Source organism: Mycolicibacterium komossense (assembly GCF_025822605.1).
GTDB lineage: Bacteria > Actinomycetota > Actinomycetes > Mycobacteriales > Mycobacteriaceae > Mycobacterium > Mycobacterium komossense.
The window spans coordinates 112,603-136,627 of record NZ_JACKTY010000041.1; the positions used below are offsets into that span (position 1 = coordinate 112,603).

The following is a 24,025-nucleotide window of genomic DNA, read 5'->3' on the forward strand; positions in this document are numbered from 1 at the left end:
TCTTTCTGCAAGGCGCATTATGACGAACGCGGCCAACATTACGTCTGTAAAGTTTCGGCCTTACGTTTGTCATGTTTCCAGAACCATCGCCTATGTTCAGAGCAAGTTAACGCGGACGCTGGGAGGGGGCTGGAGACCAGTGGTGCACTCAGACGCCGAACGTCCGGGTTATGGCCGCGGACGCGACGCGCTGATCGACGCGACCATCCGTGTCGTCGCCGCCCAGGGTGTCCGCGGTCTGACCTACCGCGCCGTCGCCACCGAGGCCGGGGTCACCCACGGCACGGTGCAGCACCACTTCGCCAACCTCGACGAGTTGCTCGAGGCGGCACTGGAGAAGTGCATCCAGGTCAGCCTCGCCGGGTCCTCGCAGCCCCCCGAGAGCGGGCGCATCGACGATTACGTCGCCACTCTGGGCGAATCGGTGCGCTCGACACTCGACGAGCAGGTGTTCCAATTCGAATTGGTCCTCGAGTCCCGCCGTCGCCCCGAACTGCGTCCGCACATCGACCGCTACTACGAGAACTACCGTGCGGTGACGCAGGCATCACTGCAGCGGATGGGCCTGCCCCACGACATCCACACCGTCGACATCATCTTCTCCGCCCTTGATGGCCTGGTCTTTCGCGCCGTGACCCTGGGCGGTAGCGATCTGACCAATCTCGACGGCCAACTCGACCGGTTCCGCGAGATGCTGCACGACCTGCACAGAGCCGGTGACGACAGGCTCTGATTGTCAGGTTTACCGGTCCGGCTCGGTGTGTCGGGGCGCCTCGGCGGGGATCGCATCCATCGACTCCGCACCGACCGCAGCCGGAGTCGGCCCTGACCGCAGCACCGCCGGGCGCAACCGCTCGGGCAGGGCGCGCAGGATCGCGGCGAAGGCCGCGACGATCGCGAGTGCGATGGCCGCGATGACGATGATCGGTACGGCCGGGAAGAAGCTCTCCAGCAGCATGTAAGCGCCGAAGAGCAGGAACAGGGCGGCGGCGATGATCTGGATCAGCCGCTCCGGCAGGTGTTTGCCCGCCACCGCTCCGACCACGATGGCCAACCCGTCGGCAACCACCATGCCGATGGTGGATCCGATCCACACGCCCACCCAGTCATGGTCGGCGGCGAGGGTGATGGTCGCCAGCATGGTCTTGTCGCCGAGTTCGGCGAGTAGGAACGCGGAGAACACGACGAAGAAGGCGGGCGCGGTGGCCTTCTCTGTACGGCTGGCTTCCTCGTCAGAAAGCGAGTCGCCACGCAGCGTCCACAGCCCGAAGAAGACGAACATGGCGCCGGCGAGGATCCCGAGCAGATGGGTCGGCAGGGCAGCACCGAGGTAATGACCGATCGCCACCGAGAGCACATGCACCGCGGTGGTGGCGGCCGTGATTGCGAGAAGCACCACCCACCAGCGGTAGCGCAGCGCGAACATCATCGCCACGAGCTGGGTCTTGTCGCCCATTTCGGCGATAAAGATGACGGCGAAGCTCAGCAGTAAGGCGGAAAGCACCCAACACTCCCTGGTCGTTGGCTGCTGCAGGAGGCCTGGAAACGCCTCCGGCCAGCAACCACAATGGTTGTACGGCCGAAGGTCTCGCCCACCGGCTGGTGAACCGGTCCGCACAACCGGGCCATCCGACTCTCGTCGGTGGCCAGTATGTCGATTGTCCGATTGGGGGCTACTCCCCTTCGCTGGCATGAACTTTACGCACAGCCTCCTGGGACACGCAACTCAGTATCATCGAATTACCTATGGCCACAATAACTTTGGGGACTGTCCAAAAACATTCAGGGTGCCCGAATAATTGTGCGTGGGTTGCTGAATTCCTGGCTGCCGACCGCCGCGGTAGAGCAGAATGCCGGTCATGGATCACTGGGACTTTCTGAGCTCGACGCGAGACGGATATGACCGCACCGCCGCCGCGTATGCCGACCGGTTCCATCACCATCTCGACGACAAGCCGGTCGATCTGGCGATGCTGGATGCGTTCGCCGGCCTCGTCGTGAGGACGCCGAACATCCGCGTCGCCGATGTGGGATGCGGCACCGGCGCGACAACCGGGCGGTTCGCCCGCCTGGGCATCGACGCCTTCGGAATTGATCTGTCTGCCAACATGATCGCGCAAGCACGGCGACTGAATCCCGGCCTGGAGTTCCAGGTCGGATCGATGACGGATCTGCACATCGCGGACGGCAGCCTCGGTGGGGTGTGCGCCTGGTATTCGATCATCCACATTCCGGACGAGCTTCTGCCGGGTGTTCTCGCCGAGTTCCATCGTGTGCTGGCGCCCGGCGGTGTGGTGCTGTTGGCATTCCAGGTGGGTTCCGAACCGTTGGTCCTCACCAGCGCCTTCGGCCACGACGTGCACGTGACCTACCGGCGCCGCCAGGCCGACCTGGTCGAAGCGCTTCTGGTGAAGGCCGGGTTCCGCATGTGTGCCCACACGGTGCGGCAATCCGACGGCGACGGGGAATCCACTCCGCAGGCCTATCTGATCGCCCGCAAGGCGTAGCACGCGCCCCGAACTGGTAGGAAAGACCGATGTCAGACGCAGATGCCGAACAGATCAGCTCAGTCCGAGGCAATTGGGCCAAAGAGCACCTGCAGATCTACCTCAGCTCGGGTGGCACCCGGGGCCACATCGTGGACATCAGCTCGGTCGGTGGCCATGCGGTGACGACCCACTGCCTGATCAGGTGCGTCGGCCGCAAGTCCGGCCAGGTCCACATCAAGCCCTTGATCTACGGCATCGTCGGCGGGGAGATCGTGATCGTCGCGTCCAAGGGCGGCGCCGACACCCACCCGCAGTGGTACCTGAACATCCGCGACAGCGAGACGATCGACGTGCAGATCGCCACGCAGGCGTTCGAGGCCACCTGGCGTGAGCCAGAGTACGAGGAGCGGCATCAGGTGTGGTCATACATGACACATCTGTTCCCGCCCTACCTCGGCTATCAGACATCGACGACGCGGCACATCCCGGTCGTCATGCTCAAGGCGATCCGCCCGATCGAGGTGTTTACCGCGGACGCGGACGCCCGCGAATCCCCCAGCGCGCCAGCTTGACGAGGGCTTCGCTGATATCGGAGTAACTCATTTTCGATGCGCCACGCTCACGTTCGGTGAATGTGATCGGGACTTCGACGATCGTGAACCCGTTGTCAGCGGCACGCCAGGTGAGATCGATTTGGAAGCAGTAGCCCTGCGACTCGACGGTCGAGAGGTCGATCTTCGCCAGCACGGCGCGTCGGTACGCGCGAAACCCCGCGGTCGCGTCGTGGACACCGACACCGAGGACCAGTCGGGAGTAGGCGTTGGCGGTGGTCGACAACGCCAGCCGCCGCCATGGCCAGTTTCTGATCTCTCCGCCCTCGACATACCGCGAGCCGATCACGACGTCGGCGCCTGCATCGATGGCATCGAGGAGTCGATGTTGCTCTTCGGGCGCGTGGCTGCCGTCGGCGTCCATCTCGACGAGCACCGGGTACTGCCGCTCCAACCCCCAGGCGAACCCCGCCAGATAGGCCGCACCCAAACCGTCCTTGCCCGCCCGGTGCAAGACGTGCACACGCTCCGGAGCGGCACGCGACAGGTCGTCGGCGAGGTCACCGGTGCCGTCGGGGCTGTCGTCGTCGACGACGAGCAGGTCGACATCCGGGCGCGCGGCGCGCACCCTGGCCACGATGGAGGCGAGATTGTCGATCTCGTTGTAGGTCGGGATGATCACCAGGGCGCGGGTCACTGTCACCTCTCACACACTCAATACCGTGATGCGTCCGTCGACGCCATCGACTTCGATCACAGCGCCGGTGCGCAGCCGATCGGCGGCACCGCTGACATTGACCACGCACGGCAGGCCGTATTCGCGGGCCACGATCGCGGCATGTGAGATCGGACCACCCAGCTCGGTCACCACGGCGGCCACATAGGCGAAGGCCGGGGTGTAACCGATATCCGTCACCTTCGCGACCAGGATCTCCCCGGGCTGGAGTTCGTCGATGGCTCCCGGCCCGATGACCCGAACGCGGCCGCGCGCTCGGCCGGCGCTGACGCCCATGCCCCACAACGTGTCTCCCGCCGTCAACCGGCAGTCCGTGCTGACCACCGGAACCCAGGTGCCGCTGAACGCCGCGGGCGGGGGCAGTCCCCGCAATGCCTCGCGTTGCGCGCGACGGCGTGCCACCGTGGCCGCAACGTCGGGCGGCGGTGCTCCCAACTCGTCGACGGTGAGGTAGAAGACATCATCCGGTTGGCCGAACTCTCCGGCCTTGTATCGCCGGCGGCCGTACTCTCGCAACAACTTTCGCAGTACCCAGATCGCTCTGACCATTCGGTCGCGGCGCACCTCGCGGGCGCGCAGTTGGGCAGCGGACACGGCGGCGATCGGCCGCGCGACCAGCGGCACGCGTGCCTTCGGCGGGAGTGCACGCGGCGAGACGGTCGCAGCCTTGGCCACCGTCCGGAGTAACAACTCAGGGTCATCGGCGAAAGTCAGGCAATCCATCTCGACCTCACCGGGTCCCCGGTGGCCGATGGCTCCCAACTCCCGGGTCAGCGCGGCGTAGAAGGCCGGGGAACGGGAGGGCAGGTCATCGATGGTGGATTCGCCGAGTAGGCGGGCAATGTGCGGCTCCGACCCGGCGAGCGCGGCGAGCCGGTGAACCGCACCGAGCGACTGCGCACTGGTTACGTCGCTGCCCGCGGTGGGCACGACCTCGCGCCCGCACAGCAGCCGCAGGATGACTCCGTATGCGGTGCAGATCAGCAGCGACGCCGCCGCCAGCACCCATCCCTGCACCACGTGGTCCCGGCCGAGGAGGATGAGCGCACGCAGCCGGTCGTCGTCAGTGCCATCGACCTCCGCTGCCAGCTCCTCGAGCCGCGCCACATCGGCGCTGAAATCACGGGTGTCCCAGCAGCCTCCGCCTGACAGCGACACCAGGTTGTTGGCGAACGTCGCGATTCCCCGCAGGCCCGCGAGAAGATCCCGGCGCTCGACGAGCGGACCTTCGGGCCCCACCAGCGGTAGTTGCGCAGCGGTATCGCCGAAGAATCCGGCGACGATCACATCGGGGTCCACGAACGGGACGGTCTGCGCCATGAAATGGCCGGACGTCAGGCCGGCGTAAAGCCGATGCCCGAACACCCCGGTGGCCCGTCGGGACATCTCACTTTGTACCGCGCCGCCGGGACGGAGCCGCCGGGAAATGACCACGCCCGCCGCTCTGGTGCCCATCACGGTCACCGACGCCGAGCACGGCGAGAAGGGACCGGGCAGCGCCTCGGAGAGATTCGTCGCGACGAACGCCGGGAAACGGGGATCGATAGGGGTGTCGAATTCACCGTTGGCGCCGGCTATCCCGGCCGCGACAGGCACCACCCCATCGGCGGCGGGGCTGTCTGCCGCGGGTATCTCTCGAACTCGCGGCAACCGCCACGGCAACGCGACGGTCTTCCCGTTCATCGTGACGCGGCCGCGGCAGGCCAACACGAAGTCCTCGACGCAGTCGGCGGCCGTCCAGCACGGCTCGACGTTCCAGTCAGCGGGCAATGGTACGGCGCGCTCTGCGAGTCGATCGCCGAACAGCGCCGCAGTGGCCGTTCTCGGAAATGGCACTGCGACAGCGCGCCGGCCGATAGCGGCGGCCATCGCGCGAATCGTGGTGTGGCCCTTGGCTGCGATGTCGTAGGTGCCGGTTCGACCCGCGCCGTCGATGACGGCGCGTACAAAGACCCGGCGCAGATCGTGCGGGTGGACCACGCGCAACGGACGGTCAACAGTCGTCCGCGCGGCGGGTACCAGCGGTGTGGTGAACAGCGCCACCAGTGCGTCATCGGCATCGCGACCCACCGCCACCGCCGCTCGCACGGTGATCAGGTCGGCACCTGCTGACCGCGCCAGGTCCGCCTCCGGCGAGGCGACTGCGACGACGCGCACCGGCGACACCGTGAGCGCACGGGCCAGGTCATCGGCACTGATCGACCCCGATCCGCACACCGCCACCACATCTGCACCGGCAAATAGGAATCCCAGACCTCCGCATGCTACGTCGTTGCTAACGAATCCGACTGCACCAGACCAACTTTCGGGACGACACCGACCGACCCCGACGAGATCGTGCCCACGGCTGATCAGGTGCGCGGCGACACCCCGGCCGAGGACCGTGTCAGCGCCGAATACGACGACTCGCAGGGCAGCACCGGACGTCATCCTCTGATCCTCCGTTCTTCCACCATCGCGGTATTCGGTGCGGATGCCGATCCGGATGGACTTCTGACCATTGCATGACCCGTGGCGATATCGCCCACAAACCGCCAACCGATGTCGCAGAGTGGCATCAGCACGAAAGGAATCGCGCACTGCACTTCATCGCCCGGTTGGCCCTTGCGGCACCTCGAACCGTCCTCGCCGTGGCGGCACTTCTCGTCATCGGTGCGGGAGTGTTCGGCGTGCAGGTGACGAAATCCCTGTCCGCCGCCGGATTTCGCGATCCGTCGGCCGAATCCTCCCAGGTCGCCGACCTGATGTCGGCCAAGTTCGGCCAAGGCGATCTGCAGCTGGTGTTCGCCGTCGACAGCCCAGGTGGCGCACGGAGTCCGGCGGGCCGCGCCGCCGGACTGGACATCGTCGACCACGTGCGCGCCTACCCGTTCGTGGCCGACGTGACCTCGGCGTGGACGGCGCCACCGGCCGCCGCAGCCGGCCTGATCAGCAAAGATGGGGGCACCGGCCTGGTGTTGGTCGGCATCAACGGCGGTGGCAGCCAGGCCCAGCGGCACGCCAAGGATCTCGCGCAGCGCTTCACCGGACAACGAAGTGGCGCGACGGTGACCGCGGGTGGTCCCGCGATGACCTATGTGGAGATCAACGCCCAGTCCGAGCGGGACCTGGTGATGATGGAGTTGATCGCGATCCCGTTCACCTTCCTGGTGCTGGTCGGGGTGTTCGGAGGTCTACTGGCCGCCGCGCTCCCGCTGACAGTCGGCATCTGCGCGATCGTCGGCTCGATGGCGGTGTTGCGGCTGTTCGCCGTGGTGACCGAGGTGTCGACGTTCGCGCTCAACCTGACCATCGCGATGGGACTCGCCCTGGCGGTGGACTACACCCTGCTGATCGTCAGCCGGTTCCGGGAGGAGCGCGCCCGCGGATGCGAGATCGATGAGGCGCTCTGCACGACGATGGCCACAGCCGGTCGGACCGTGCTGTTCTCGGCCTTGACGGTGGGCCTGTCGATGTTGGCGCTCGCCCTGTTCCCGATGTACTTTCTGAGATCCTTCGCCTTCGCGGGTGTTGCTGTGGTGGCGTTGACCGCGCTGGCGGCACTGGTGATCGGCCCCGCCGCGATCGTGGTGCTGGGCGACCACCTCGACGCGTTGGACCTGCGCCCGCTGGTACGCCGGCTGGTACGCCGGCCGCCGCCGCAACGGTTGGAGGACGGCTTCTGGTACCGCACGGCGCGTTTCGCCATTCGGCGCGCAGCCGCCGTCGCCGTTGCCGTCACGGTGCTGCTGTTGATCCTCGGCGCCCCCTTCACCCACGTGCGGTGGGGATTCCCCGACGAGCGGATGTTGCCCAGCTCGGCTTCCGCGCGCCAGCTCGGTGATCGGCTGCGCACCGACTTCGGTTACAACCCGGGCACCGCAATGACCGTCGTGGTGCCCGACGTATCCGGTGTGGGGACCGCGGAGGTCGCCCGCTTCGCGCGCGATTTCTCTCTCACCCCCTATGTCGCCTCGGTTTCGGCGCCCACCGGTACCTACGTCGCAGGCAGTCTGGTGGGGCCGCCATCGGCCCCGGCCGGGATAGCCGGCGGCGGGGCGTTCCTGACCGTGACGAACACCGCGCCGATCATCAGCGACGATGTCCCGAGCCCGCTGGACTGGATGCACTCCGTCGTCGGCCCCGGCGGCAAGCCCTATCTGGTCGGCGGTCTGGCCCAGGTCACCCAGGACAACGCGACCGCCATCAGCACCCGCTTGCCCTGGGTATTGATGCTGATCGGCGCCATTTCCTTCGTGCTGTTGTTCGGTCTGACCGGCAGTCTGGTGCTGCCTGTCAAGGCGATCCTGCTCAACACGCTGTCGCTGACCGCCACCTTCGGCGCATTGGTCTGGATCTTCCAGGACGGCGCGCTGGACGCACTGGGCACCGTCGCAACGGGATCGCTGGTGGCGCAGGTGCCGGTCCTGTTGTTCTGCGTGGCGTTCGGCCTGTCGATGGACTACGAGGTCTTCCTGATCGCGCGTATCCGCGAATTCTGGCTGGCCTCGCGCCGCGAGAGTTCAGCCGACAATGACGACGCCATCGCGATGGGACTGGCCAGTACCGGCCGGATCGTCACCGCGGCGGCACTCCTGATGGCGATCTCGTTCTCGGCGCTGATGGCGTCGCAGGTATCGATCATGCGCATGTTCGGGCTGGGCTTGACGCTGGCGGTGGTGATGGACGCGACGCTGGTCCGGATGCTGTTGGTGCCGGCCTTCATGCATTTGCTCGGCAAGCGGAACTGGTGGGCCCCGGACCGGTTGGCCGAATGGCATCGCCGGCACCAACCGAGCCACACCGGGTTTGCGAAGATCACCCCGGTAGGCCAACCACGACACTAAGGTGCTCTTCGTGAGCAGAGGGGTGTTAGCTGGCGGACAGGGCCGCTGGGTGGCCGTCGCGGCCTCGCTCGCCCTTGCCGGCGGCATGATATACGTGCAGAACACCGAGTCGCATCCTTACGTCAAGAGCGCGGCGGTAAGTCAGGCGGCTCAGCTTCCGGCCCCGACAGGCGTCCCGGAAGCACCTGCCCCCGCGGCGGCTGAACTGATGGCCGCGAGCACACCCGTTGCCGGTCAGAACTTCCAGTTCGAACTGCCGCCGGGTGTCGCGCCCGAAGGCGGATTGCAGGTCAAGACCATCTGGGTGGCCCGCGTCATGAGCGTGATGTTCCCGGAGATCAAGACGATCGGCGGCTTCCGGCAGGACGCGTTGAAGTGGCATCCCAACGGGCTGGCGATCGACGTGATGATCCCGAATTACCACACCCAGGAGGGCATTGACCTGGGTAACCAGATTGCCGGCCTGGCGCTGGCCAACGCCAAGCGCTGGGGTGTGTTGCATGTGATCTGGCGCCAGGGCTTTTATCCCGGCATAGGCGCTCCGAGTTGGACTGCGGACTACGGCAACGAGACCGCCAACCACTACGACCATGTGCACATCGCGACCGAAGGCGGTGGCTACCCGTCCGGGCACGAGACGTACTACATGGGATCGATGAAGACGACCTGACCAGCCCGCAGGAGCGCCGGGTGCCCTCAGCGCCATCGGTGCGCCAGCCGAGTTCGTCGCCGTCGGTAACCGTCCAACCGGGGTTGACGACGTTTGACACCTGGTCAGCGGGGTAAAAAGCGAGCGTGAAGCCCACCGGAGCCCCACTTACCGTCGCCTGGTTGATCGTTCTATTTGTCACCACCCGCCAGCAGCGTTCGGCCGGCCGACGCGAGTCGCGGCGGCTCCAACACAACCATTCGACCAACCTGCGCCGCCTACGCAACGAACCGTCCAGGGTTCTGGTGACGAGCCTGCTCTGGCTCGATGACCGCCGATGGTGGCCGTATGTACCCGTGTTCGCGACTATCGTCGCTCCCGCGGAGCGTCGGTTGCATTGGTGGCGTTGGCTTCTCGTTGGTTTCGCGGCGCATACCATTGGCACCTACGTGGGCCAGAGTTATCTCGGCGTCTCGATCCGCCGCGGCAAAGCACCGAGGCGGCTCGTGGACGCGCGCGATGTGGGTGTCAGCTACTTCGTGCTCGGTCTGGCCGGCACACTGTCGGGGTATCTCCGCCGGCCGTGGCGATTCCGCTGCCAAGCGGCGGCGGTGGGCGCGCTGGCCGGCAATGTGGCGCTGCGACCGACTTTCACCGAGGTCGGACACCTGACCGCTTTCTTCGTCGGCCTTGCTGCCACCGGATTGGCCCCGGACCGCGACGCCTTCGCCTACCCCGCGCCGCCGGTGCGCAGATGATAACGACGTTCGGCGTAGACGAGGTCGTCTCGCCACAGCCGGGCCGCGGCATGACGCATGACCGGTTTGATGAGACCACTCCCCCGCAGTGCGCGGGCAAAGCCGGGACGGTCCGAGTGCGCGATGACGACTTCCAGCACGTCGGTGCGCGGCTTGCCGTCTGGCCCGTAACCCGTTGGTGTGGCGTGTGTTTCGACCACACTACCGACACCTTCGCCCTCGACGACCCGCATCACGATGGTGCGGGGTTCGGGGGTGGTGAACTCGGCGATCACCGGAACCCCCAGCCGACCGAGGTGGAAGGTCACTGCGACCACGAAGCGGTCCTCCTCCGCCGGCGGTTCGCCGTCCACCGGTGGTGAGCTGAGCACGTCGAGGTGGGCGAAGGAGTACGGATGAAACCAGCCGCCATGCCAGGGATCGAGTCGGTTGGCGATGATGTCCTGGGGCTCGCACGCCCCACTGAGCCGGGTCACCGCAGCGATCTGATGGCCGGTGGGCCGGCCCGGCAGCACTGGCGCGTCGGTGGGGTCTTCGCCGCCGACGCTGTCCAGTCGCACCCACGCCAGCACTCCGTCGTCATGACTGGGCAATGGCCGCCAACCGAACTCTCGCTCACCGGAGAGCCGCAGGCCATGCCATGGACAGATCAGCGTGCCGGCGTCCATCCGGCCGGTGCACAGGGCGGCACCCAGATGCGGGCAGGCGCCCGGCCCGACGCGCAGCCGCTGATCGGCGTCACGCCACGCGACGAGTTCCACCCCGGCGACCGACGTGCCGAAGGGCCGATCGGCGCGGACGCTGTCACTGGAGCCCAGCACGTACCAATTCCCGCTGGGTCTGGCTTGCGAGCGCCGCAGCGCAGCATCGATGATCCCCGGCTGTGCGTCCTGGTAAGTGGGACGTTGCCGATCCCACCGGATCGGCGAAAGATACTGCAACGGTGCGCCCTTCGGCCATCGCTGCGCAACCGCGGTGGTGATCCTCATCGACGTTCTCCTGCCTGCGCCAACCGGCGTAACACTCCCGAGCGACCCCGCACCGGGACGGTCTGAAGATCGTGGCCGGGCAATCCCCAGCATGCCAGGAGGTGATTGGCCGCCGACAAACCGGTGGTCGCGGCGCGTTCCATCAGCGCGACCGGGAGGTCGATCCGAATCCCGTCACCGGCCAGCACCAGCCCGTCGTTCGGCGTGCTCACCTCGGGCCTGCGAGCATGCTCGCCGGGCGCGAACCGGGGGCAGTCGGCGCGGCGCAGTATCCGTTCGCCGAGGATGGTCGCACTCGCGGTCTCGGGATACAGCTCGTACAACCGGGCCAGCAAACGGGTGCGCACCTCCGCGTCCGGCGTCACTTCCGGCACGGCGTAGGCATGCAATTCGACTACCGAGCCGCGTTGTGCGCGTGCCCATTCAGCGGCCTGCTGCTCATACCGTTCGAGAACACTGATGTTATCGAGGGGTTTGCGTCCGCCGGTGCCCAGGAAGGCGGGCCGGTCGGGGCGCACCGGCCGGTCCAGCCAGAGCCGCAGCACGGTGAACGGCGGCGCGGGCCGCAAAGCGGCGATCTGATCACGCCAGGCCGCATCGCCCAGGGCCGGTGAGGCGCCGACGACTGCGCGCAGCCCGCCGACATCGGTGGCCAGCACCACCCCGTCGGCATCGCACGCGGCACCGGAGTCGTCGTAGACGCGGAAGGCACGCTGACCTTCGGTATCGATCGCTGTCACCGTCCGTCCGGTACGAAATGTCACGCCCTGACCAATCAGATAGTTGCGCAACGGTTCCCACAGTGCGGTGTCGAAATTGGCCGCGGCGACGTCGAAGATCAGGCCCTCGCTGGAGCCCAGGAAGTAGATGTGGAACATCGCGGCCAGCTCGGCGGCGGACAGCTGCGACGGTTCGGCGAAGAAGCTGCGGGAAAACACCTCGAACGCCAGGTGCTGCGCCGCTTCGGGGAAGTTGATGTCCTGGAGGAACTTCTCGGCATCCAGATGATCCAGCCGGTGGTAGATATCAGGAACCGATACCGCCCCCAGCGGGGCAGCCGCACGCGCGTTGATGCGGACCAGATCACGCAACCGGAAAGTCGGACTTCGCAGGGCGAAGGCCAGCGCATTCCACGGTGGGCTCAGCGGCAGGCCGCGGAAGGTGTCACGGCGGCCTGCGCCGTCGATCAGCGGGTAGTCCTCGACAGGAACGAGCCCACTCAGTTCGGAATCACTACGGCGCAACAGGTTCCGCAGGTTGTAGTACTGGCGAAAGAAGGCGTGGAAGCCGCGATTCATCGCGACCGTCGTGCCATCGTCGAGGTGATCGCTCCAGCCCCCGACGCGCCCGCCCAGATAAGACTCGCGCTCCAGGACGTCGACGCTGACGCCTCGTTCGGCCAGCCCGGTGGCCGCGGCCAGGCCGGCGATGCCCGCCCCGACCACCACCGCTTGGCGGCGGTCCGCCGGCGAGCTCGAGCCGACCGCACCAGGGTGGGTAACCCGGCGCCGATCTCTGGGTGCCGCGGGATCTCTCCTCATTCGCTTTTCGCCTTTGGGCCCCGTCGGCGTTCCCACAGCAGCAAGACCGCGGTAACCATCGCGAACCCGAACAGGAAGTCCTCGACGGGAATGTCGAAGGGGAAACGCAGCCCGATGGTGTGCTGTTCGTCGTAGCGGACGATCGGTGCACTGAGTTTGGTCAGCCAGCCGTCGACCGGAATCTGAAAACCGAGCACGATCACCATTGTCAGCCAGTACCCCAGTTTCTGGAACAGCCCGGTGCGCAGCACCGCGAACTCGAGGCCGACGACACCCACGACAGCGACCGCCGCGGGCAGCGTGTATCCAAGCGCACTCACCGTTGCCCCGCATGATGATCCGCCGGTACCCGTAGCCTCCGTAGCCGGCCCAGCATGGCGTTCACCGCGTTGTAGGTCAGCAACCCGCACAGCGGAATGACCACGAAGAACAGCAGTTCCTCGAGCGGGATGCGCCCGAGAAGGTCGATGCCGATGACGAATTGGGGGTTATAGGTCCAGATATGGGCGGCAATCGCGATCGCATCCCAGACTATGAAGACCAGGGCGACCGGAGCCACCGCGCGGATGGCCCGCCACGGCTGCCGGTACACGCCGGCGCCGAAGAACTCCAGGGGCGCGGTGATCACCAGGCAGGCTCCCAGCACCAGCAGATACTGCCAGTGCTCACTCACGCCGCCCCCGTGACCGGCTCGCCTGTTCTGGTGGTTCGCGCCCACCAGGCGTGCACCAGCCCAGCGCTGGCGACTTGCAGCCGACGGGCTGTTCCGACCGTGGCGCGATGACAGAACACCGCGTAGTCGCTGTCCTCGATCCGGTCGAGAATCTCCGAATACAGCGTCAATGCTGTTGCCACACAGGGCCGGGACCGGGGGGCGAGGCGGGGCACCCCGGCTTGGGCGAAGCGGTAGACCTGCCGGGTGCGATCGTGCTGGGCGGCCAGCGCGTTTCGTACCCGCGGCTCGGTGCGACGGTGATGATGGCACCACATCAGCAGTTCGCGGTCCACTCCGTGGGCGGCCAGCTCGTCGGCAGGCAGATAGATCCGGCCGCGGCTGAGATCCTCGTCGACATCGCGCAGGAAGTTGGTCAGCTGGAAGGCCTTTCCTAACGCCGCGGCATACGGTGCGGCGCGCTCTTCGGTACCGACGGTGCCCAGGATCGGGAGAAGTTGCAAGCCGATGACCTCCGCTGAGCCATGAACGTAGCGGTCCAGGGCAACGCGGTCCGCGTAGTCCGTGACGGTCAGATCCATCCGCATGGAGTCCAGGAAGGCGGCGAACAATTCGGCGCGGATCCCGTAGGTGCGGGAGGTGTCGATCACCGCCGACAGGACCGGATCGTCGCTGTGGTCACCGCCGTCGAAGAACTGCGCGGCCAGACACTGCAGCCGCTCGGCCCGCAGTGCCGGGGTCAGTTCCGGATCGAAGTCATCGAGGATGTCGTCGGCCAGCCGGGCGAACCCGTACAGCGCGTGCACGGCGGGCCGCTGAGACGGTGCGAGCAGGCGGGTCGCCAGGTAGAACGTGCGGCCGTGCCGGGCGTTGAGTTCGCGGCACCGTTCATAGGCCGCGCGCAGCCGCGGGTCGTGAATGCCGGCAGCATCGAGTTCAGAACGCATCATGACCGTCCCGTTCCGGTTCCGAGGATGTGGGTGCGGACAGGACGCCCGTCGGGATTGCCGGTGATGCGGTCCGCGGCCAATCGCCCCGAAAGCATCGTCGTGGGCACCCCGACTCCCGGCACGGTGGACGAGCCGGCCAACACAGCGTTACCGATGCCGCGCACAGTGTTCGCCGGCCGGAACGGCCCGGTCTGAGCGAAGGTGTGCGCCAGCGCGAACGGGGTGCCGCCAGCCATCCCCTGTCGGGCCCAGTCAGCCGGTGTGACGACGTGCAGAATCTCGGCGCCGGTGAGATCCGGCAACAACCGCTCGCGGACTTTGCCGATCATCCGATCTGCGTACGCCGCACCTTCGGCGGACCAGTCGATGGGATCGCGGACAAGATTGGGCGCCGGCGCCAGCACGTAGAGCAGGTCGCGACCGGGTGGGGCCAGCGACGGGTCACCTGCGGTGGGCCTGGTCACCAACAGCGACGGATCACGCATCAGCCGCCCGCCGTCGATGATGTCGTCGAAGGTCTCCGCCCAGGCCTCACCGAAGAGGATGTTGTGATGCCCCACGGTCGGTGCGACAGCGGCGCAGCCCACGTGTACGACCACAGCCGATGGCGCCAGCCGCAGCCGGAGCGGCCGTCTGGGAGTCCGACCCAACAGCGAATAAGTCTGCGGCAGTTCGGTGGTCATGACAATGGCATCACACTCGATGCGCTCGTCGCGGTCGGTGTGCACTGCCGTGATCCGGTCCCCGCTGCGTTCGAGCCTCGTCACCTCCGACGAGAATCGGAACTCCACGCCGGCGTCGGTGGCAGCAGCCGCGAGCGCGTCCGGCAGCGCCCGCATCCCGCCCCGGGGGAAATAGACGCCCGCGATGGTGTCCATGTAGGCGATGACCGCGTACACCGCCAGCGCGTCCTGCGGCGGGACACCGGCGTAGAGCGCCTGGAACGTGAAGATGCGGCGCAGTCGTTCATCGCCGACGAAGCGTTTGACGACGTGATCCCACCGGCGGAATCCGCCCAGGGCGGTCAGCTTCGCCAGTTCCGGAGTGAGCAGGGACAGCGGCGAATCGAAATTGGCGCCGATGAACCCGTTGAACTCTGCCTGGTAGAGCTGGGTCAGCCAGTCGCGCAGCCGCAGGTAGCCCTCCGCGGCTGCCGGCCCGGCGAATTCTCGTACAGCCGTGGACATTGCAGCCGCGTCGCGGTAGACCTCGATGCTGCTGCCGTCAGCGAACGACGCGTGATACGACGGGTCCACCCGCTGAAGATCGAGGCGTTGAGCCGTGGTCTCGCCCACCGCGGCGAACGTGTCATCGATGATGTCGGGCATCGTCAGGACCGTCGGGCCGGTGTCGATGCGGTAGCCGCGAGTGTCGAGCCGTCCGACCCGTCCTCCGGCGTGCGGATCACGCTCCACCACCGTGACCTGTCGGCCGCGGCCCGCAAGATGCAGCGCTGCAGACAACCCAGCCAACCCGGCGCCCACCACGACCACCTGGTCCGTGGCGCCGTCGACCGTCCGCATTACTTGGACACTCCTGTCCGACCGTCAATCACGCGGCTCGCTCGGTAGCGAATCGTCGCCATCTTCACCAGCGCCGTCTGAACGCGCCGGAGCGCAGCCCATATACCCACAATTCGTCAAACCACACACCATCGGGCTCTCAGCCGCCAGATGTCACCGTTCGTTCACAACTGGCCGCCGTAGGTGACCACCCGCGTAGGGTCGATTTCGTGGAATACCGCAGGCTCGGACGAACCGGAATCCAGGTCAGCCCGCTGTGCCTGGGCGCAATGATGTTCGGCGGTTGGGGTGAACCCGACCACGACACGTCGATCACCACCATCCACGCCGCCCTGGATGCCGGCATCAATTTCATCGACACCGCCGACGTCTACTCCCAAGGCGAATCGGAAATCATCGTCGGTAAGGCCCTGGCCGGCGGCAAGCGCGACGACGTCGTACTCGCCACGAAGGTCAACATCCAGATGGGTGTACTGGTCGACGCCCCTGCGGGCACCCGGGGTGATCCGAACAAGCGCGGCAATTCCCGGCGTTGGATCGTCCGCGAGGTCGAGGACAGCCTGCGCCGACTGAACACCGACTGGATCGATCTGTATCAGATCCATCGGCCCGATCCCGACACCGATATCGAGGAGACCCTCGGCGCGCTCACCGAACTCCAACAGCAGGGCAAGATCAGGGCCTTTGGTTCGTCGACGTTCCCCGCGCATCAGATCGTGCACGCGCAGTGGGTCAGCGAGAAGCGTGGGCTCGGCCGCTTCGTCACCGAACAGCCGCCCTACTCGCTACTGGTCCGCGGCATCGAGGCCGACGTCCTGCCAGTCGCGCAGGAATACGGGATGGGCGTGCTGCCCTGGAGCCCGTTGGCGGGCGGCTGGCTCTCCGGCGGCTACCGCAAGGACAGGGAACTACCCGAGTCCCGGCGCCGCACCCGTATCCCCGGCCGCTACGACATGGCCACGCCGGAGAATCAGCGCAAACTCGATGCCGCAGACGCCCTCTGGCGCTTGGCCGACGACGCCGGTCTGCCGCTGATCCATCTGGCGCTCGCGTTCGTCATGCAGCATCCGGCGGTCACCGCCCCCATCATCGGGCCGCGCACCCTGGCGCACCTCGAATCACAGCTCGGCGCAACCGAAGTCGTGCTGTCGAGTGACATCCTCGACAAGATCGACGAGATCGTGCCGCCGGGGACGGCGATTTCACGCAGCGACCAGGGTTACCAGCCGCCGTCGCTGACCGATCCCTTCCTGAGGCGACGCCGCACCGCTTGACGAGTTAACGGACCGAGTTTGCATGTCGACGTGCTTCAGGCCCGACCACGCCTACAGCCTCAGACACTGCCGATCACCCGGCCCGTCTCCACCCAGACGCCGCTGCGGCTCTGGTACTTCACTGCGCTGAATTCGCCTGCGCCAGCGCTGACTTCGACGGCAAGGCCGGCCGCCTCAACGCGGATGTAGCCGTCGCGCCCGACTCCGTGCAGCCCATCCCGTCCCAGGTAACCCCACTCCTCGACGAACGGGACCACTCGGCCTTGCCACTGGAACGTCGCGCTCTCGACAAGCAGCTTGTCCTGCCACCAGACCGGACTCTGATCGGGCGGGGCGTCATGGCCGCGCGAGTCGAGAGCGTGATTCCAGCGGAGTTCACCGTCGAGCAGATCTGTCGTGCCGGCGAAGCTGAGTTCACCGGCGAATTCGATGTGCGGATCGTCGGCCGATGGGCCGGTCCCAGGTTGGATGTGGGTGCGGATATCGGCGAACCAGTCGGACGACTGCAGCCACAACACGTCGGAGTAGTCGACGCGCCGCACCCCGTCGATGATCAGGCCGACGCGGCGCCAGGCGCCGAGAAATTCATCGGGAAGTGACATATTTGCCTTTCCTGGCAGGGCTTTTGAACGATATTCGATATAGTCTCGAAATTGTGTCCGGCCGTACGCGTGTGCTGATTCTCACCGAGCTCGAACCGGAGCTTCCGCCACCCCCGCTGAACCTGCTACCGGACGATATCGACGTGGTCGAGATCAATTCGGCGCCCAGCGACGACCAGTTGGCCGGTGCCTCGGTGCTGTACGTCTGGGACCACCGGTTCGCCGACCTCGGCGCACTGTTGCGCCGCACCGACCAGCTGCGCTGGGTGCAGGGCGCCTCGGTCGGGGTGAACCGACTGATCTGCCCTGAACTCGCCGATCGACCCGAGGTGACGCTGACCAACTCCCGAGGCGTGTTCGACACGGCGATCGCGGAGTGGGTGCTCGCCGCGGTACTGGCCCACGTGAAGGGGCTGAACGACACCTGGGCACTGCAGCGCCAAGGCCGTTGGCAGTACCGGACCACCGGGCGCCTGGCCGGAACCCGGGCCGCCGTGGTGGGCACCGGCTCGATCGGCCGGGCGATCGCCGAGCGCCTGGCCCGTCTCGACGTCGAGGTCACCCTGGTCGGCAGGGCGCCGGGCGATGATCCGCAATTCGGCAGTATCCGCAGGTCAACCGACCTGGTCGCCGTCGCGGCCGAGGTCGAGCTGCTGGTGCTGGCAGTGCCGTTGACCCCCGCGACCACGGCCTTGGTCGGGGCTGCGGTGCTCGCCGCCCTCGGGCCGCAAGGGTTCGTCGTCAACGTCGGCCGCGGACCGACCGTCGTCGAGTCCGATCTGATCGACGCCCTGCGCGCAGGCACCATCGCCGGTGCAGCGCTGGACGTGTTCGAGGTCGAGCCGCTGGCGGCCACATCCCCACTGTGGTCGATGCCGAACGTGTTGGTCTCACCGCACATGTCAGGCGACTACGTCGGGTTCGAGATCGACATGATGGCCGCCTTCACCGACAACCTCCGGCGCTGGCGGAGCGGCGAGCCGCTGCACAACATCGTCGACCCGGCTGTCGGTTATGTGCCGCGCTAGCCTTCCGGGTCTGCACACCGGCACGACCGTATGGGCGTCGTGTTTCGTCCGCGATAAATGCCCGTATCGATGAAATATCGAAAACACCGCTTCCGGTAGCCCGTGCTATCAATAGACACAGACACGAGGGCAAACCGATACATCATCGATTTGGCCTGGCGAAGCGCCGGAACAGTGTGGGTGAGCCATGAGCGATGACTCGATGAGACCGATGCTGGGTGCGGATGCCGACGGCGTCTCCAGCCGACGAGATTACATCCTGGTCGTCGCCGCGGGGTTGTTCCGTGAGCATGGGTACCTCAACACGACCATGACCGAGATCGCCCGGGTGTGCGGGCTGGGCCAGTCGTCGCTGTATTACTGGTTCCGGCAGAAGGAAGACATCCTGCTCGGCCTGCTGGCCGTGAACCGGGTGTCGCTGGACTTCGCCGAACAGCTTGTGCGCGAGGGCGGTTCGCCTGCCGTTCGGCTACTGCGACTGCTGCGTCTCGACATTCGCGAGCTGTGTTCGTCGCCGGTCGACATCTGCGAGGTCGAAGTGCTGGCCGAGCAGCAACCCGATGTGTTCGTCGAGTTCTGGGCCGATACCGCCGCCCTGCACAAGCACGTGAGCACTCTGGTCAGTGATGGCATCGCCTGCGGCGAGTTCGTGGACTGCGATGCGGAGTTCACCGCGCTGAGCATCTGTGCCGCCGAGGAGGGTGCACAGCGTCGGTTCCGGAAATCGGCCGCCCACGCCCTGGGGGGCACCAATCCGTTCCGGCACCGGGAGTATTCGCGCGAGCACGTCGCCGACGAACTCGCCGTCATGCTGGTCCGGGGTCTGCTGCGCGACCCGAGCGCGCTGCCTGCCCTCTCCGCTGCCGTGGTGGCGGCCGATTCAGGGTGACCGGCACCCACCACGCGTGCCGACGGAAGCGAACCGGGCGTAATGCCGTTGCCACCAGCTCACATCTACCATGTCGGCATGGCCGGATTCACGACGCAAGGCCCGTTGATCGCCATCGCGGTGTTGGCGAGTGGGCCGTTGCTCATCGCTCCGTTCGCCTCCGCCGATGACACGGCGTACTGGGACGGCATGTACAAGGTGACATTTCACGTCGACCAAAAATCGGGCACCAGTATCGCTGCCACGCAGCAGGAAACGCCTTACACCGCGACCTACACATTCAAGACCGACTGCTCCTCCGGCAAGTGCGTCGCGGCCGTCGTCGACGGCCCGACGCCCAAAGACAATGTGGCCCAGTCAGTGGCGTTCGACTGGACCGGATCGCAGTGGACCCGATCCGAGGGGTGGAAATGGGACTGCGCGCTCCCCGACGGGACGATCACCTATGACCAGGCCTACTCGCTGACCAACTACATCCCGCAACCCGACGGATCATTGACCGGGACATTCCAGACCACCATCAGCACCGGCGCCTGCCAGGGCACCGTGTCCATACCGGTCTCTGCGGTGGCGGCCTAGATCTGGCATAGCCCCAACAGGCTCTGAGCCGGCACTTTTCTACGCTGGTCGCGTAACACGTTTGGTGCGCCCGGCGAGCCGGGAATGCTGGCCAGATGACGGACGTATCCCCGCATGAGCTGGCCATCCGAATGGCGGAGATGGCCCGCACGATGGCGCAAGACCGCACGCTCGACACGATCCTCACCGAAGTCACCTCGGCCGCGGTGGAGTTGATTCCCGGCGTCGACACATCAGGGATTCTGTTGATCAAGCCGCGGGGTGGGTTCGAATCACTGGCCGGCACTTCTGACCTGCCGCGTGACCTCGACGTCCTGCAGATGACCTTCGAAGAAGGACCCTGCGTACAGGCCGCGCTTGCGGACACCATCGTTCGTACTGACGACTTCCGGATTGAGCAGCGCTGGCCGCAATACTCCCCTGCCGTGCAGAAGCTCGGTGTTCTGAGCGGTTTGTCGTTCAAGCTGTATACCGGCGACCGGACAGCCGGCGCGCTCAACTGTTTCGGGTTCCGACCGACCACTTGGGATGCCGACGCCGAATCGATCGGCAGCATTCTGGCAGCACACGCGGCCTCGGCGATCATCGCGACCCAACAGGAACAGCAGTTGAAGGCGGCGCTGCTATCCCGTGACCGGATCGGTCAGGCGAAGGGAATCATCATGGAGCGGTTCGGGACCGACGATGTTTCCGCTTTCGGGATGTTGCGCCATCTCAGCCAGGAGCAGAACACGAAGCTGGTCGACATTGCTCAACAGGTCATCGATACCCGCAGCAACTGATACGTGCGGCAAGCGGCGGAGACCGCAGCGCCCTTGGCAGCTCATGGGTCAGAACCGCCAAGGACTTGAGCGGGTGCAGTCCGGACTACTCCGGCCCCTTAGTGCGGTTACCCAGATTGCGTCGAGATTCTCAGCCAATCTCCTGTGTTCGGGTGGAAAGGCTGCGGCTGTGTGGCGCGACCCGCACGGCCGGTGCGTCAGTAGATGTTCGACGGTCGAATCATCCCCTCAGCCAGGTCACCGAATCCTGGGGCCATGATGGCGCCTGGTTGCCCGACGATCTCCTCCACCACAGCGGTTTCCGTAGTGATCAGCAGGGCGGCGATAGAGGCGGCGCTTTCCAGCGCGGCCCGGGTCACCTTGAACGGATCGATGATTCCTTCGTCGAACATATCGCCGTATTCCCCGGTGAGCGCGTTGAATCCGTGCCCGAGTGGGAGATCGACGACGACGTCGACCACGTCGTCGCCCTCGTAACCGGCGTTGATCGCGATCCAGCGCAGCGGCTCGGCCAATGCCCGGCGCACGACATCGCGACCGATCGCCTCGTCGCCCACGAGTTCGAGCATGCTCAGCGCGCGGTGCGCCTGCGCCAAGGCGGTTCCGCCCCCGGACACGATGCCGGCTTCCAGCGCTGCCCTGGTCGCAGCGAGTGCGTCCTCCACGCGCAGCATGCGCTCTTTGAGTTCGACGCTGGTCGCTCCGCCGACCCGGATGACGGCGACACGTCCCGTCAGCCGCGCGATCCGCACGTCGAGCATGTCCTGGTCGGCATCGAGCTTGGCCCGCTCGCGTTGCGCTTCGAGCTGGCTGACGCGGGCATCGACAAGGCTCTGCTGCCCGTGGGGGCCGACGATGGTGGTGTCATTCTCGGTAGCGGTGAGCCGATCACACGAACCGAGGTGTTCTTTAGTGATCTCGCCGAGTTCGATACCGGTGTCCTTGGCGATGACATGGCCGCCGAGAGCCACCGCGAGGTCTTCCAGTTCGGCGACTCGCCGATGCCCGAAGCCGGGCGCGCGGACCACCAGCGATCGCATGGTCCGATGCATGTTGCCGCCGACCAGTAGCTGCAGTGCCGGACCATCGACGTCTTCGGCGATCACCACCAGCGGGCGGTCCGCGCGCTTGGCCACCTCGATGGTCGGCATGATCTCCTGGACCTGGCTGATCTTCTTGTTCGTCAACAGGATCAGTGGCTGATCGAGCACCGCTTCCATGCGTTCGTGATCGGTGACCATGTAGCCGGACGTGTACCCGTGGTCGAATTCGATACCGTCGACGATGGCGACCGACAGCCCCGGAGCATCACTCTCATCGGTGGTGACCACACCTGACAGACCAACGTGTTCGACAGCTTGGGAGATGACGTCCCCGATCGCCTCGTCATCGCTGGCCGCCAAGGTGGCAATCCGGTGCAGGTCTTTTCCGCCAACCTCAACGGTGTTGTCGCGCAGAGCTTCGACGACGACGGGCACAGCGCGTTCGATACCACGGCGGACCCGCATCGGGTTGGCGCCGGCTTCGACCGATCGCAACCCTTCCCGCACCATGGCCTGAGCCAGCACCGTCGCTGTGGTGGTGCCGTCACCGACGATGCCGTTGGTCTTCATCGCCACCTCCTTCACCAGCTGGGCACCCATGTTGGCGAAGGGGTCGCGCAGTTGGATCTCCCTGGCGATCGTGACACCGTCGTTGGTGATGGTGGGCGGCCCGGTGAGCTTCTCCAGGATGGCGTTGCGCCCCTTGGGCCCGAGCGTCACCTTGACGGCATCGGCGAGTGCGTTGACACCCTGTTCGAGCCGCGCGCGGGCATCTGAGTTGAACCGTAATTCTTTGGCCATGGCCGGAATTCCCTTCGTTGGGCTGTTGGTGGGGCTCAGGACTGGATATCGTCGACCAGCACGCGGCTGTTCGGACAATTACTCAGTCCGATGGCGAATCTGTGCCGTAGCAGGGCGACTTTCACCTCTCCCTCGGGCAGATCCCGCAGGGTGAGTCGCCTGATCTGATCGACGTCCATCGGCGACTGCTCGAGGACCGACTCGATCGCCCGCTGCATCGCGGCTTTGTGCGCGGTGCGCCGGGATGCATTGCGCAACTCGACTTCGGCAGAGAGCACCGCAGTACTCATCGGGAGATCACCACCTTCAAGGCGTCGTAGGTGTCGGCGTGGGCAAATACGTCGTACGCGTCGATCATCTGGTCGAGGCCGAATGTGTGGGTGCCGAACGGTGTTGCGTCGATCTTTCCTCCTCCCACCAGGTCGATCAGCATGGCGACGCTGGTGCCGTTGACCAGTCCGGTCGTCACCGTGATGTTGGAGATCCAGAGGTCTTCCAGGTGCAAAGTGACGGGCTCACCGTGCACACCAACGTTGGCAAGGTGCCCTCCGGGTCGGACCAGCCGGGTGCACAATTCGAAGGTTGCTGGGATCCCGACCGCCTCGATCGCGACGTCGGCTCCCAGTCCGTTCGTGATCTCCATGACCCGTTCGCGGACTTCCTGCCGGCCACTGTTTATCGTCTGGTCCGCCCCGAACCCGATCGATCGTTTCAATCTGGTTTCGGAGAGGTCGACGGCTATGACGGTGGCCGCGCCGTAGAGGCTGGCAGTACGGATCGCAGCCAACCCGACGGGTCCGGCGCCGACGACCACCACTGTGTCACCGGGTTTGACCCGACCGTTCTGCACACCGATCTCGAACCCGGTGGGCAGGATGTCGGCGAGGAAGATCGCTTGTTCGTTCGACACTGCTTCCGGCAGAACGTGCACGCTGGTCTCCGCGTACGGCACCCGCACGTACTCGGCCTGAGTGCCGTCGATGAGGTGTCCGAAGATCCACCCGACCCCACCCACGGAGGCGCAATGCGAAGGCATGGCGATCTTGCACGGTCCGCATTTGCCGCACGAGGTGATCGCCGGTACGAGTACCCGATCACCGACAGCGAGTGATGTTACCGCCGAGCCGATTTCGGTGATCGTGCCCACCGCTTCGTGGCCGAGCACCCGTCCCGGCGTGACGGCGGGAACGTCGCCTTTGAGAATATGTAGATCGGTACCGCAGATGGTGGTCGTGTCGACCCGGACCAGGACATCAGTCGGCTCTGTCAACCGAGGCGCAGGTACCTCCGTCCACGCCATCGACCCACTGCCCTGGAAGACAAGAGCTTTCATGTGTCTTCT

General features: G+C 66.1%; 25 protein-coding genes. 12 read left to right on the forward strand and 13 right to left on the reverse strand.

The genetic code is table 11. The features are described 5' to 3' along the window. Nucleotides 1-142 precede the first annotated feature (142 nt). Nucleotides 143-733, forward strand: a complete 591-nt coding sequence (locus H7J73_RS25855) for a TetR/AcrR family transcriptional regulator (protein WP_264070614.1) — start codon at nt 143-145, stop codon at nt 731-733. A gap of 9 nt (nt 734-742) precedes the next feature. On the opposite strand, the gene H7J73_RS25860 is transcribed toward H7J73_RS25855, so the two are convergent. After that, a complete protein-coding gene (locus tag H7J73_RS25860) occupies nt 743-1,504 on the reverse strand; it encodes a TMEM165/GDT1 family protein (RefSeq protein ID WP_264070615.1) in 762 nt (253 codons plus the stop codon). A 355-nt stretch (nt 1,505-1,859) separates the two neighbouring features. Between H7J73_RS25860 and H7J73_RS25865 the strand changes: the two genes are divergently transcribed. Continuing rightward, entirely contained in the window at nt 1,860-2,507 is a 648-nt protein-coding gene (locus H7J73_RS25865) for a class I SAM-dependent methyltransferase (protein WP_264070616.1), read from the forward strand. Between the two features lie 29 nt (nt 2,508-2,536). Then, nucleotides 2,537-3,061 (forward strand): nitroreductase/quinone reductase family protein, encoded by a 525-nt coding sequence (locus H7J73_RS25870; RefSeq protein WP_264070617.1) that lies wholly within the window; start codon nt 2,537-2,539, stop codon nt 3,059-3,061. On the opposite strand, the gene H7J73_RS25875 is transcribed toward H7J73_RS25870, so the two are convergent. Then, complete coding sequence (locus tag H7J73_RS25875) at nt 3,015-3,743, reverse strand: polyprenol monophosphomannose synthase (protein ID WP_264070618.1); 729 nt, start codon at nt 3,741-3,743, stop codon at nt 3,015-3,017. The two genes, H7J73_RS25870 and H7J73_RS25875, sit on opposite strands and share 47 nt — an antisense overlap. A 3-nt stretch (nt 3,744-3,746) precedes the next feature. Further along, on the reverse strand, nt 3,747-5,999 hold the full coding sequence (locus tag H7J73_RS25880) for a PEP-utilizing enzyme (protein WP_264070619.1): 2,253 nt from the start codon (nt 5,997-5,999) through the stop codon (nt 3,747-3,749). 114 nt (nt 6,000-6,113) lie between these two features. On the opposite strand from H7J73_RS25880, the gene H7J73_RS33750 reads away from it, so the two are divergent. The 4 genes from H7J73_RS33750 (at nt 6,114) to H7J73_RS25900 (ending at nt 10,009) form a co-directional block, all read left to right on the forward strand. Continuing rightward, nucleotides 6,114-6,284, forward strand: a complete 171-nt coding sequence (locus H7J73_RS33750; RefSeq protein ID WP_264070620.1) for a hypothetical protein — start codon at nt 6,114-6,116, stop codon at nt 6,282-6,284. Beyond that, nucleotides 6,281-8,602 (forward strand): MMPL family transporter, encoded by a 2,322-nt coding sequence (locus H7J73_RS25890; RefSeq protein WP_264070621.1) that lies wholly within the window; start codon nt 6,281-6,283, stop codon nt 8,600-8,602. The genes H7J73_RS33750 and H7J73_RS25890 overlap by 4 nt, the downstream gene beginning before the upstream one ends. A 1-nt stretch (nt 8,603) precedes the next feature. Next, on the forward strand, nt 8,604-9,272 hold the full coding sequence (locus H7J73_RS25895; RefSeq protein ID WP_264070622.1) for a VldE C-terminal domain-containing protein: 669 nt from the start codon (nt 8,604-8,606) through the stop codon (nt 9,270-9,272). 161 nt (nt 9,273-9,433) lie between these two features. Then, the gene (locus H7J73_RS25900; RefSeq protein ID WP_264070623.1) at nt 9,434-10,009 is read left to right on the forward strand and encodes a rhomboid-like protein; all 576 of its coding nucleotides are present in this window, start codon (nt 9,434-9,436) and stop codon (nt 10,007-10,009) included. Here H7J73_RS25900 and H7J73_RS25905 read toward each other — a convergent pair. From H7J73_RS25905 to crtI, 6 genes are read right to left on the reverse strand one after another with little or no spacing between them, the layout of a single operon-like run. Then, complete coding sequence (locus tag H7J73_RS25905; protein WP_264070624.1) at nt 9,982-10,998, reverse strand: Rieske (2Fe-2S) protein; 1,017 nt, start codon at nt 10,996-10,998, stop codon at nt 9,982-9,984. The genes H7J73_RS25900 and H7J73_RS25905 overlap by 28 nt on opposite strands. After that, on the reverse strand, nt 10,995-12,539 hold the full coding sequence (locus H7J73_RS25910; RefSeq protein WP_264070625.1) for an FAD-dependent oxidoreductase: 1,545 nt from the start codon (nt 12,537-12,539) through the stop codon (nt 10,995-10,997). The genes H7J73_RS25905 and H7J73_RS25910 overlap by 4 nt, the downstream gene beginning before the upstream one ends. Next, nucleotides 12,536-12,859, reverse strand: coding sequence for a lycopene cyclase domain-containing protein (locus tag H7J73_RS25915; protein WP_264070626.1), 324 nt, complete (start codon nt 12,857-12,859; stop codon nt 12,536-12,538). Before H7J73_RS25915 ends, H7J73_RS25910 begins: the two co-directional genes overlap by 4 nt. Beyond that, complete coding sequence (locus H7J73_RS25920; RefSeq protein ID WP_264070627.1) at nt 12,856-13,212, reverse strand: lycopene cyclase domain-containing protein; 357 nt, start codon at nt 13,210-13,212, stop codon at nt 12,856-12,858. Before H7J73_RS25920 ends, H7J73_RS25915 begins: the two co-directional genes overlap by 4 nt. After that, on the reverse strand, nt 13,209-14,162 hold the full coding sequence (locus H7J73_RS25925; protein ID WP_264070628.1) for a phytoene/squalene synthase family protein: 954 nt from the start codon (nt 14,160-14,162) through the stop codon (nt 13,209-13,211). The genes H7J73_RS25920 and H7J73_RS25925 overlap by 4 nt, the downstream gene beginning before the upstream one ends. Continuing rightward, nucleotides 14,159-15,685 carry a phytoene desaturase family protein gene (gene crtI / locus H7J73_RS25930; protein ID WP_264070629.1) on the reverse strand — a complete coding sequence of 509 codons (1,527 nt, stop codon included), beginning with the start codon at nt 15,683-15,685 and terminating at the stop codon, nt 14,159-14,161. The genes H7J73_RS25925 and crtI overlap by 4 nt, the downstream gene beginning before the upstream one ends. Nucleotides 15,686-15,894: 209 nt before the next feature. On the opposite strand from crtI, the gene H7J73_RS25935 reads away from it, so the two are divergent. After that, nucleotides 15,895-16,959 (forward strand): aldo/keto reductase, encoded by a 1,065-nt coding sequence (locus H7J73_RS25935; RefSeq protein ID WP_264070630.1) that lies wholly within the window; start codon nt 15,895-15,897, stop codon nt 16,957-16,959. Nucleotides 16,960-17,018: 59 nt separating this feature from the next. On the opposite strand, the gene H7J73_RS25940 is transcribed toward H7J73_RS25935, so the two are convergent. Then, complete coding sequence (locus H7J73_RS25940; protein WP_264070631.1) at nt 17,019-17,561, reverse strand: hypothetical protein; 543 nt, start codon at nt 17,559-17,561, stop codon at nt 17,019-17,021. A gap of 53 nt (nt 17,562-17,614) precedes the next feature. On the opposite strand from H7J73_RS25940, the gene H7J73_RS25945 reads away from it, so the two are divergent. The 4 genes from H7J73_RS25945 to H7J73_RS25960 all read left to right on the forward strand — a co-directional run bounded on the left by H7J73_RS25945 (nt 17,615) and on the right by H7J73_RS25960 (nt 20,839). After that, the gene (locus H7J73_RS25945) at nt 17,615-18,589 is read left to right on the forward strand and encodes a D-2-hydroxyacid dehydrogenase (RefSeq protein WP_264070632.1); all 975 of its coding nucleotides are present in this window, start codon (nt 17,615-17,617) and stop codon (nt 18,587-18,589) included. A 187-nt stretch (nt 18,590-18,776) separates the two neighbouring features. Beyond that, nucleotides 18,777-19,478: a TetR/AcrR family transcriptional regulator gene (locus tag H7J73_RS25950; protein WP_264070633.1), complete on the forward strand. Its 702-nt coding sequence runs from the start codon at nt 18,777-18,779 to the stop codon at nt 19,476-19,478. A gap of 78 nt (nt 19,479-19,556) precedes the next feature. Further along, nucleotides 19,557-20,057 carry an Rv2253 family sensor-like surface protein gene (locus H7J73_RS25955; protein WP_264070634.1) on the forward strand — a complete coding sequence of 167 codons (501 nt, stop codon included), beginning with the start codon at nt 19,557-19,559 and terminating at the stop codon, nt 20,055-20,057. Nucleotides 20,058-20,152: 95 nt separating this feature from the next. Then, nucleotides 20,153-20,839, forward strand: a complete 687-nt coding sequence (locus H7J73_RS25960; protein ID WP_264070635.1) for a GAF and ANTAR domain-containing protein — start codon at nt 20,153-20,155, stop codon at nt 20,837-20,839. 197 nt (nt 20,840-21,036) lie between these two features. Here the strand turns inward: H7J73_RS25960 and groL are convergent, their stop codons facing one another. Genes groL through H7J73_RS25975 form a run of 3 tightly spaced genes read right to left on the reverse strand, consistent with a single transcriptional unit; the run spans nt 21,037 to nt 24,016 of the window. Beyond that, nucleotides 21,037-22,683 carry a chaperonin GroEL gene (groL, locus tag H7J73_RS25965; RefSeq protein WP_264070636.1) on the reverse strand — a complete coding sequence of 549 codons (1,647 nt, stop codon included), beginning with the start codon at nt 22,681-22,683 and terminating at the stop codon, nt 21,037-21,039. A gap of 35 nt (nt 22,684-22,718) precedes the next feature. Beyond that, nucleotides 22,719-22,973 carry a hypothetical protein gene (locus H7J73_RS25970; protein WP_264070637.1) on the reverse strand — a complete coding sequence of 85 codons (255 nt, stop codon included), beginning with the start codon at nt 22,971-22,973 and terminating at the stop codon, nt 22,719-22,721. After that, complete coding sequence (locus H7J73_RS25975) at nt 22,970-24,016, reverse strand: alcohol dehydrogenase catalytic domain-containing protein (protein ID WP_264070639.1); 1,047 nt, start codon at nt 24,014-24,016, stop codon at nt 22,970-22,972. Before H7J73_RS25975 ends, H7J73_RS25970 begins: the two co-directional genes overlap by 4 nt. Between the last annotated feature and the right edge of the window lie 9 nt (nt 24,017-24,025).